Here is a 9,849-nt window from a genome sequence, read left to right as displayed (position 1 = left end):
TTGGCCATGTGCAGTCCGTAGAGCACATCGCGCGTTTGCGTGGCGGCGGCCGGATCACCCGCGGCTTCGATCAGTTCACCGGTGGTGCCAGCGAATACGACTGTTTGATTGCCGTGAGACAGCCGGCGCTCATTGTCACGACGGATTTCGACGCGTGAGTTTGCATCGGTTGGATTGAGCACAGAGATCGACGCTGCGTGGGCGCCGTTCCAATGACGTTGAGCTGCCGCGAGCATGGGCTCGATGTCGGTCAGTGTGCCGGGTTGATCCGCAGGTTTGGTATCCGCGTTCACAGACAACGCTTCATCGAAAAAGGCCGCACGGTTGTCGCCGTAATTGGCCTGCACGCCCCACGGCATGTACATGAACATCAGCGTGACCAAGCCGGTGTACGTGATCATGGTGTGATAGGGCAGCGCCAGCACGCCGACCGCGTTGTGCGCGTCGAGCCACGAGCGCTGACCCTTCTTCGGGCGGAACGTGAAAAAGTCTTTGAAGATCTTTTTGTGAGTAATCACGCCGCTGATGATGGCCACGAACATGAACATGGCGCAGAAGCCCACCACCCAGCGGCCCCAGATCGCCGGCATGCTCAGTTCGAAATGAAAGCGATAAAAGAAATCGCCGCCGCGTGTCTCACGCGCCTTCACTTCTTCGCCGGTGGTTGGATCGAGCACGGCGTTCTTGAAGCCGCGACGACCTTCCCCGGCCTTGGGATCGCGCCAAGTCACGCGCATCACTGGTTCGCGCGCATCTGGCAAGGAAATAAACCAACGAGACGAGTTCGGCGCACGTTCTTGCAGCGTGGCCACTGCTTTGGCGACGGCGTCCGGATGAGCTTTGACGTCGCGCAGTTCCGGCCGCATCCAATGTGAGATTTCGGGCCGGAAATAACTCAGCGTACCTGTCACGAACACCGCGAACAGGATCCAGCCCACCACCAGGCCGGACCAGGTATGCAGCCACGCCATCGATTGGCGAAAGCCCTCTTTCATGTCGACACCAAACTTTGCAACCAAACGAGCGCGCCGAGCACGGCTGCCGGCGCAACGATTCCTAGCCACGCGCGCCAGGCGGTGCGAGTGGCGAATACCCAGATCACGACACAGGCATAGATGACGAACGACAACAGCGTTGCCGTCATCGACGCTTCCGCTCTGGCCAAGGGCAGCAAGCGAGCCAACGCAAAGGTTGCCAGTGCGGTCAACGCATAGCCGCCAACGATGGCGGCCAGCGCTCGAGAGGCGACGGCAAGACGATATGAAGCGGTCAACGACGACATGAGCAAGCCAAGCTTCGGGTCGCGCCACTGGGGCGCGAACGACAGTTGAGGGATGGCTGGCGGGTGCCCAGGTGTCCTTACAGGCTCCGATGCGGGCTAGTCCCGGATGAGGCGGCGATGATAGTCATTCTTATTTGGGAAAGCCAATGACCGGCGGCCGGACGGGTCGTTGCCGTTTATGAATAAGGCCCGATTCGTGGCAGCGCTTCCAGGGCGGCCAGGCATTCGGCGGCTATTCGCTGGAAGTCCGCGCTGATGCGCTCGTCAGCGATGATGGTGCGCCAGTACTGTTCCGCCAATCGCCGGGCTTGTCCGTAGCACGTCATCGTGTCCGCAGTCGGCAGGGCGGGAGCGAACGAGCGAGTGACGATCTGATTGTGTTCGGGGGCGAACAGCATCGGCAACATGTCATAGACGGGTGCCAGCGTGAAGGTACCGTCGTAAGTGTCATAGAAGCTGAGGTTGCCGAAGTGACGATCCGTGTTGGCGATCAGCGCGCCGAAGGTCGCGAGCAGCCGCACTCGTTCCAATGTGGCTGCATCGATCAACCGCGCGTTGCTCATTCGTGCCGCCGCCGCGATCCAGTTATCCAAGGCTCCGTAGTGATCCAAGTCGATGGCGAACAGTGACGTCACCCCGAGGCGGCCTTCGATGCCGCAGCGATCGAAGCGGTCGACTTCGAGATACGTGTGATTGTCGAAGCGATGAATGCTCGAGCGGCAGGCAGCGATGCCTGCGTTCGAGAGCAGCACGTGGGCAATGTGCTCGGCCACCAGCAGGTCGGACCAGCGTTGCCCGATGGGATTGGTGAGCGGCGGCGAGAACTTCACCAGCACTTGCCGGACCCCGCGTTCATCGCCGATCAGCGCCGCGAATTTCGGATGTTCGCCGTGCGCCGCTGAACCCGGGAGTCCGCCGTCGATGGCCGCTCTGAGCATTCGAGGAAACTCAGTTGCTCGGTCGCGCAGTGGCTGCCGCCGCGCGATCGTGGACAAATATTCCGTCAGCGCCGCCTCACCCAGGATCAAGTCGCTCAGCGGCTCGCTGCCGTGCTGAGTGAAATACAGCAGATAATGATCGTCGGTCCAATCGCCGGTCCGTTGCGGCAGATTCAATTCTGGGTAGCGTCGAGGAATAGCTCGGCCGAGAAATCCGCCCGGCCGCTGATCCTGCAGAAAGTACGGCAAGCCCGAGGCGAGTTTGGAGGGTGTGAAGTCGTCCTTGTCCAGCGTTTCGAAATAAAACTGATCGGCCGCAAGCGCATATAGCGTGCCCACAGCATGCGAAGCGCCGGTCCTATCGATACGAAACAACGGCCAGGCGGACCCTGTGCCGCGAATGTCTCGTCGCAAGGCATAGCGAGCGCCTCGCGTGGCTCCGATCTTGAGAATGCGTTCGGCGCCGACCAGTGGGCTGATGAGTCTGGAAAGCGTGGGCTGTGAAATTCCGAGCGCTTCCACCAGGGCCGAACCGGGGGAAACGCCATCAGCCAGCAATCTGAGCAGGTCCTCTAGGATAGCCATGGGGAATCAGCATACTAAATAGATTTTTGAATAGATACTGGAATGAATAAATGTAAAATTTTATGACTAATTTCAAATAGCTATGATTTGAAAATCGGCTCTGGTGAATAGATTAATGCATCGAGGACGGCTGGGCTTTGGGCCAGCCTTTACCGGCTCAGGAGGGCGGTGCTGCCTGTCGGTCGGGGCCATCGCGGCCGGCCAACCTCGTGGTGCGGGGCGTCGATGGACGGTTTAAGCTCTGCGGCGTTTTTTGCGACTCCCAACCCACCCTTGAACGACTCGAGCGATCTACAAATAACGTCCGCCGAACGGCGTCTGACGCTGGCGGCGTTGGCGGTCGTGGTGCTGTTGAGCGCGTTGGATCAAACCATCGTCGCCACCGCCATGCCGCGAATCATCGAGGAGCTGCAGGGGCTCTCGATGTATGCGTGGGTGACCACGGCGTACATGCTCACCTCCACGGTGTCGGTGCCGCTCTATGGCAAGTTGAGCGATCAGTACGGCCGCAAGCCGCTGCTGGTGATTGGCGTGTTGTTGTTCCTGGCAGGTTCGGCGCTGTGCGGCTTGAGCGGCGAGTTCGGCCGCTTGCCGGTGTTGGGCGACGGCATGATGCAGCTGGTGGTGTTCCGCGCCCTGCAGGGCTTGGGCGCCGGCGCGTTGATGACAGTGTCGTTCGCAGTGATGGCCGATTTATATCCGCCTCGCGAGCGCGGTCGATTGTTCGGTGTATTTGGCTCGGTGTTTGGTCTGGCTACGGTGGTCGGGCCATTCATCGGCGGCTTTTTCACCGATCATGCTTCGGTGACCGTGGCGGGTTACGAGATCGCCGGCTGGCGCTGGGTGTTCTATGTGAATCTGCCGCTGGGCGCGTTGGCGTTGTTCATGATCGTGTATCGCATGCCGGTGCTCAGAAAAGGCGGCGGTGGCGAGATCGACTATCTCGGCGCGGTGTTGGTGGTGCTGACGGCGGCGACCGCCTTGCTCGCATTGACGTTGGGCGGCACGCACTACGCTTGGAATTCGCCACACATTCTGGGTTTGTTCGGCGTCTCGGCAGTGTCGTTGGCTGTTTTTCTCTGGGTCGAGTCGCGGGCTCGCGAGCCCATTCTGCCGTTACATCTGTTCAGCATTCCCACCTTCCGGATCGCGACGCTCGGTTCGTTCGTGATGAGCATGGCGTTCCTCGGCGTGGTCATGTTCATGCCGCTGTATATGCAGGTGGTGCAGGGAGTGTCAGCGACTCAGAGCGGTGTGTCGTTGTTGCCGCTGATGCTCGCGCTGATTTTCAGCAGCATCCTCTCGGGCCGCATCGTGACGCGTACCGGCAAGTACAAGCTGCTCATGGTCGCGGGCGGCGTCATGCTGTTGATCGGCGTGATGTCGTTGACCGGCATCACCGCCGATACCACGCAACGTGATCTGGCGTGGCGCTTGGTGTTGACCGGTTTGGGCTTGGGCCCGGCGCAGACCTTATTTAGCCTGGTGATCCAGAATGCCGCACCCGCCAATCAAGTCGGCGTCGCCACCAGCATGAGTCAGTTCAGCCGGCAGATGGGCTCGACCGTCGGCGTGGCCATCTTCGGAACGTTTCTTACGCACGCGCTCACGGCTGAGTTGCCCAAGCACGTGCCGCAATTGCCAGGCGCTGCCGTGGCCCAGCTCGACCTGGCGCATGCGCAGAGTCAGGCCATGAACGTGGAGCAAATTCGCGAACGAGTGCAGACGGCGCTCGATGAGCGATATCGCGTGATCGAACGTGCGTACGGCGAAGATCCCAAAGCGGTGGAGGAGGTGCTCGGCGACTCGCGGCTGCCCGAAGCGCTCAAGGCGCCGTTGCGAGATGGCGGCATTCGCGCACGTACCAACGATGAGTTGGCCAAGCGCACCGACGCGCTGGTCGCCGAGCTGAAAGATGGCGAGGACGGTCGCGATCGATTGTTGGAAGATCCAAATCTGTCGACGGCCATGAAACAACAGCTCGCCAATATTCCTTTGCGAGCGTGGAATGAGCCGCAGCTCATTGCCGGTGTCGCGAAGTTGTTCCGTGACAGCTTGCTGGCCACCGAAGATGCCGTGGTCGCCAAGCGTGCTCAGCTGGCGCTGCAGGCAGTGAAGGCTGGGATGACGGCATACGCGAATCAGCTGGTCGAGAACATACATCGCGGCATGCGAGTCGCGTTCGCAGGAGCGATTGCTCACATGCTGGAGCGCGCACTATGGATCGTCGGTTTGGCGTTGCTGGTGGTGTTGTTCATTCCCGAGCTGCCGCTGCGGTCCAAGGCGCATGCCGATTCTGCCCAAGCGGCTGCAGGACCGGCTGACTAACAGTTTATTTAACTGCGGGGGCGAGCCCCATGCGAAACTTGCCGGCCCCGCGCTCCCGCCCCTGTCACGATGAATAATCCCACCGCCGCTCCGCCGGCGCCCGCCCGTCGCTCGTTCGCAGCCCTGCAGCACCCTGGCTATCGCGGCTTTTTCTTCAGCTTTGCCGCCGCGATGATGGCCGACAGCATCGAGCACGTCATCAGCTACTGGATCATGTTCCAGAAGTTTCAGTCGAACGCGCTCGGCGCGTTCGCGGTGGTGTCGCATTGGCTGCCGTTTCTGTTGCTGTCCATGCCGGTCGGCGCGCTCGCCGATCATTTCGATCCGCGCCGCCTGATCCAGATCGGCATGGTGATTTTCATGGGCGTGTCGGTCGCGTGGGGCGTGCTGTTCCTGACCGATACGTTGGAGATGTGGCACGCCATGGCGTTGCTGACGCTGCATGGTATCGCCGGCGTATTGTGGACGCCGAGCTCGCAAGTGCTGCTTCATCACGTCGTGCCCGCTGAGCATCTGCAGAGCGCCGTGCGCTTGAATGCAACTTCGCGCCAGCTCGGCATGCTCGGCGGTCCGGCGATCGGTGGCTTGTTGTTGATGCTGTTCGGGCCGTCGCACGGCATTTTGCTGAATGCGCTGATCTACATTCCTACCATCATCTGGTTGTGGCGAGCGCCGTACTCGCGTGCTGCTATTGGCCAAGGTCCGCCGCGGCGTGCGCTGCTGTCGGTCAGCGATGTGACATCGACGCTGCGACGGATCGCCGAGCATCGCAGCACCCTGGGAGCGATGATCGTGCTTTCGGGAGGCGCGTCGTTCTTTATCGGCAATGCCTACTTGCCGCAGATGCCCGATTTCGCGCGCTCGCTCGGGCATGGCAATGCAGATCTTTCCTATAGCGTGCTGCTCGGTGCCGATGCGGTTGGCGCGCTGACCGCCGGCTTCATCTTGGAGAGCCGCGGTTGGTTGCAACCGAATCCACGCACAGCCATGGTTCTAGCGATCTTGTGGTGCGTGTCGCTGGCCGGGTTTGCGATGTCGTCGATGTATTCGCTGGCGGTGATTCTGTTGTTCGTCGCCGGCTTCATGGATCTGTCGTTCAACTCCATGGCCCAAACGTTGGTGCAATTGAATGCGCCGGCGGACATTCGCGGCCGCGTGCTGGGCGTGTTTTCGATGATGGCGCTGGGCTTGAGAACATTCAGCGGCGTAACAGTGGGGTTGATGGGTGCGGTCATTGGCATCCATTACTCGCTGGCGCTCAGCGCAGTGGCCCTGATCGCGCTCACTGCAGTGTTGCTCGCACGCAGCTCTAAACAATAAATAGAGCCGCGTGCGTGCGGCGTGAACTACTGCAGTCGCAGGCTGTTCCGACAGCGCTCAGCGATAGAGCAGAAAGTCGCGGCGTTCTTCGGCCCACGACTTCTCATTCGGCACAGTCAGCGCATCGAGGTCGGCCGGAGTGGACTGCGCATCGTCTACCCATTCACGCAACAGCGGGCTGCCGTTGATGATGTCGATGGCGAGCCGGCCCTTCTCATATTCGTAGTGAAAGTCGCGCCACAACGGATAGTCGGGCTGCAAGCGACGCACTGCCTTGAAGGCCAATGTTTGTAAGCGCCACGGCTGGAATGCGTTGTGGTCGTAGCTCGGGTCTTCGACGTGGATTTGTAACCCTGCACAGAGTTTCCCGACATGTTTATGAAACGTCGGCTCGAAATAGCAGGGGCGCAAACGACAGCCGCGCAACCACTGCGGTGCTAACGACTGCATCTCTGCCAGCACTTTGTTGGCGTCGATGTCGGGAGCGCCAAACAGTTCGAGCGGGCGAGTGGTGCCGCGGCCTTCCGAGAGTGTGGTTCCTTCCAACATCACTGTGCCGGCATAGGCGCGCGCCATCCACAGATTCGGCGCATTGGGGCTGGGGTTCACCCAGGTTCGCTCGCCCAACGGCCAGCCGAAGCCCGGCGAGGTTTCCGGCGCCCAGCCTTGCATTTCGATCACGCGATAGTCGACGTTGAGTTTGAGTGTGCGCACGAACCAATGCGCCAACTCGCCGAGCGTGAGGCCGTGACGCATCGGCAACGGACCGGCGCCGACGAAACTTTCCCAACCAGCATGCAGTCGCAGACCTTCAATCGGTCGGCCGGCGGGATTGGGGCGGTCGAGCACCCACACCGATTTGCCGTGCTTGGCTGCGGCTTCCAGCACATAGCGCAGCGTGGTGATGAAGGTGTAGATGCGGCAGCCGAGATCTTGCAGATCGACCAGCAGCACATCGAACGGCTGCATCATCGCGTCGGTGGGTCGGCGCACTTCGCCATACAAGCTGAAGACCGGAATGCCGTGCGCCGGGTCGTTGAAGGTCGGCGACTCGACCATGTTGTCCTGCTTGTCACCGCGCAGGCCGTGTTGCGGTCCGAAGGCGGCGGTGAGTTTGATTCCGGCCGCGGCTAACGCATCCAACGAATGAGTCAGATCCGTGGTGACTGACGCAGGGTGTGCCAGCAGCGCGACGCGTTTGCCTTGTAACTCACGACGCAGCGAGGCGTCTTCGAGCAGCCGATCGATACCGAACTTCATACAGAATCTCCGGCCAGCACCAAGGCAAAGCCCTCGCGATCATGAAAATCAGGCTTGCCCGGCGGATGTGCCAGCGCCCAATAAGAATTCCTGCCTTGCTCATCCTGGGTCACGGCAGACACGGCCAGTCGCAGCTCGCGACCTTTGATCTCGTCCGCGGTCAGTCCCGGAATGGCGCCGAGATGAATGTCGACGTCCGCATCCAGCTCGCCTTCGCGACGACGCATGATCACGCGCGGCGGCACTGCTGGATGCACCGGGGTCATGCCCTGGCGATAGCCGTCAAATCGATACACGGCCCATTGGCTCGAGGGTGAGAAGTTGAATTCGAAGTACACATCGCTGTCGGGCAGCGCGATGAACGCTTCCAGGCAGGTGTGTTTCCACAGCTCGTGTTGGAACTTGCTGGCGGCCTGCGCCGGCAGCTGCAACCGATCGATGTCGCCAGCGATCCGGTAGTACAGCACCAGCAAGTCGGCGGTGAGCGAGTCCACCTCGACCGTGATACCGGTCAGGACGTCGTTCGGCGTCGACGGATGGAGCAACAGGGGCGTGGCATGCATGCGCCTATTCTATGCCACTCGCCGGCTGAATGCCGCCCGTGCCAGCTGTAAGAACTGCCGTGCCACGCGACAAAATGGGCTTGTGAGAGGTGTGAGCTTCCGGGCATTCTGCGCGGCATGCATTCACAAGAGCAGCCGGCATCGTCCGCAGCTGTCGAGCACAAGGCGCGCGTGGGATGGGGGTTCATCACGCTACACGCGCTGGCCTACACAGGTACGTGGCTGGCGTTGCTCACGCCGGTGCTCGTGACTATTGCTCTGAAGGTGCGGCACCTCGCGCCTGACAGCGCCGCTTCGAGCTTGTCACTCGTGTTGGGTCTCGGTGCGTTCTTCGCATTGCTCGGCAATCCATTGTTCGGTCGTATGAGCGATCGGACCACGTCGCGCTTTGGCATGCGGCGGCCTTGGTTGATCGGCGGCGTGATCTGTGGCGCGTTGGCGTTGCTGCTGATTGCTACTGCGGACAGCATCCCGATGGTGCTACTGGGATGGTGTCTGGCGCAGCTCGCGTTCAATGCCGTGCTGGCGGCGATCATTGCCGTGCTGCCCGATCAAGTTCCCGCTGAACAGCGCGGCACTGTTGCTGGTGTGATGGGCGTTTGTTTGCCGCTGGGGCAAGTCACCGGCACGTTTCTCGTGCAGTACGTGGCGACGTCGACATTGCTCATGTTCATGGTGCCGGCGTCGATTGGCGTGGTGCTGATTCTGGTGTTCGCGTTGTTTCTAAAAGATCGTCGCTTGGCGCCGGGCACGGTCACGTCGTTGGGCTGGCGTGATTTGCTGGCCATCTACTGGGTGAATCCGCGGCAGCATCCGGACTTCGCTTGGACTTGGCTCAGCCGGTTGTTGTTGGTGTTGGGGACGGCGTTTCTGAACACCTATCAACCGTTTTATCTGATCGACAAGCTGGGCCATGACCCGGCCCGCATTCCCACTCTGATCTTTCAAGGCATCTTGGTGCAGACGGTGGCCATCATCGCCGTCAGCATTCTCGGCGGACGCCTGTCGGATGCGATCGGTCGGCGCAAGGTTTTTGTGGTGATCGGCGGCGCTGTGTATGCGTTGGGTTTGTGGGTCATCGCCGCGGCGCCGGACTATCCGACTTTCCTGCTTGGCATGACTATCACCGGCATTGGCCACGGCATTTACTTCGCCGTTGATTTGGCGTTGGTCACCGATGTGTTGCCGAATCGCTGGCGCGATGCTGCCAAGGATTTAGGCATTTTCAATGTCGCGAATGCGTTGCCTCAGGCGATTGCGCCGGCTGTCGCGCCGGTGATTTTGTCGCTCACCGGTGGTAATTACACTTGGCTGTTTGCTATCGCTGGGAGCATTGCTCTGCTTGCTTCCGTCACTATCTTGCCTGTTAGGAGTGTTCGCTGACTGGGTGCGGATGCGGATGCGGAGTCGGAGTCGGAGTCGGAGGCGTCGGTGGGTCGCGCAGCGTCGAGGGACGTCCCTCCTCCTGGCACCGTGCCCCCCTGCAGCCGCGCTGTCGCGCGTCTCGTTGGGTCCCATCCCTGGGCGCACTGCGACGAAAAGGTCCCTCTTTTTCGACGCTGCCTGGAGGAGC

The 9,849-nt window shown here is 61.0% G+C and carries 8 protein-coding genes; 3 read left to right on the top strand and 5 right to left on the bottom strand.

Annotated features, from left to right (window positions below; all coding sequences use genetic code 11):
• The 3 genes from JNL55_RS22705 to yjjJ form a co-directional block, all read right to left on the bottom strand.
• The coding region (locus tag JNL55_RS22705) for a PepSY-associated TM helix domain-containing protein (protein WP_293859365.1) at positions 1 to 995 on the bottom strand (995 nt) is incomplete at its 3' end.
• Complete coding sequence (locus tag JNL55_RS22700; protein ID WP_293859363.1) at positions 992 to 1,282, bottom strand: DUF3649 domain-containing protein; 291 nt, start codon at positions 1,280 to 1,282, stop codon at positions 992 to 994. The genes JNL55_RS22705 and JNL55_RS22700, both read right to left, overlap by 4 nt.
• 176 nt (positions 1,283 to 1,458) lie before the next feature.
• Complete coding sequence (yjjJ, locus tag JNL55_RS22695) at positions 1,459 to 2,805, bottom strand: type II toxin-antitoxin system HipA family toxin YjjJ (protein WP_293859361.1); 1,347 nt, start codon at positions 2,803 to 2,805, stop codon at positions 1,459 to 1,461.
• Between the two features lie 273 nt (positions 2,806 to 3,078).
• Between yjjJ and JNL55_RS22690 the strand changes: the two genes are divergently transcribed.
• Positions 3,079 to 5,133 carry an MDR family MFS transporter gene (locus tag JNL55_RS22690; RefSeq protein WP_293859358.1) on the top strand — a complete coding sequence of 685 codons (2,055 nt, stop codon included), beginning with the start codon at positions 3,079 to 3,081 and terminating at the stop codon, positions 5,131 to 5,133.
• A gap of 69 nt (positions 5,134 to 5,202) precedes the next feature.
• Positions 5,203 to 6,453: an MFS transporter gene (locus JNL55_RS22685; protein WP_293859355.1), complete on the top strand. Its 1,251-nt coding sequence runs from the start codon at positions 5,203 to 5,205 to the stop codon at positions 6,451 to 6,453.
• 57 nt (positions 6,454 to 6,510) lie between these two features.
• On the opposite strand, the gene JNL55_RS22680 is transcribed toward JNL55_RS22685, so the two are convergent.
• Positions 6,511 to 7,713, bottom strand: coding sequence for a DUF1343 domain-containing protein (locus JNL55_RS22680; protein ID WP_293859352.1), 1,203 nt, complete (start codon positions 7,711 to 7,713; stop codon positions 6,511 to 6,513).
• Positions 7,710 to 8,276: a DOMON-like domain-containing protein gene (locus JNL55_RS22675; RefSeq protein WP_293859348.1), complete on the bottom strand. Its 567-nt coding sequence runs from the start codon at positions 8,274 to 8,276 to the stop codon at positions 7,710 to 7,712. Before JNL55_RS22675 ends, JNL55_RS22680 begins: the two co-directional genes overlap by 4 nt.
• A gap of 117 nt (positions 8,277 to 8,393) precedes the next feature.
• Here JNL55_RS22675 and JNL55_RS22670 point away from each other — a divergent pair, with 117 nt between their 5' ends.
• A complete protein-coding gene (locus tag JNL55_RS22670; RefSeq protein ID WP_293859346.1) occupies positions 8,394 to 9,659 on the top strand; it encodes an MFS transporter in 1,266 nt (421 codons plus the stop codon).
• Positions 9,660 to 9,849: the final 190 nt, after the last annotated feature.

Source organism: Steroidobacter sp. (genome assembly GCF_016790065.1).
Classification (GTDB): Bacteria; Pseudomonadota; Gammaproteobacteria; order Steroidobacterales; family Steroidobacteraceae; genus Steroidobacter.
Note: the sequence above shows the minus strand (reverse complement) of the source record. Positions and strands in the feature narration are given on the sequence as shown.

Bases quoted from the DNA above. Each gene is read 5' to 3' on its own strand.
- JNL55_RS22700 (WP_293859363.1), bottom strand. From the start codon at position 1,282: ATGTCGTCGTTGACCGCTTCATATCGTCTTGCCGTCGCCTCTCGAGCG.
- yjjJ (WP_293859361.1), bottom strand. From the start codon at position 2,805: ATGGCTATCCTAGAGGACCTGCTCAGATTGCTGGCTGATGGCGTTTCC.
- JNL55_RS22685 (WP_293859355.1), top strand. From the start codon at position 5,203: ATGAATAATCCCACCGCCGCTCCGCCGGCGCCCGCCCGTCGCTCGTTC.
- JNL55_RS22680 (WP_293859352.1), bottom strand. From the start codon at position 7,713: ATGAAGTTCGGTATCGATCGGCTGCTCGAAGACGCCTCGCTGCGTCGT.
- JNL55_RS22675 (WP_293859348.1), bottom strand. From the start codon at position 8,276: ATGCATGCCACGCCCCTGTTGCTCCATCCGTCGACGCCGAACGACGTC.
- JNL55_RS22670 (WP_293859346.1), top strand. From the start codon at position 8,394: ATGCATTCACAAGAGCAGCCGGCATCGTCCGCAGCTGTCGAGCACAAG.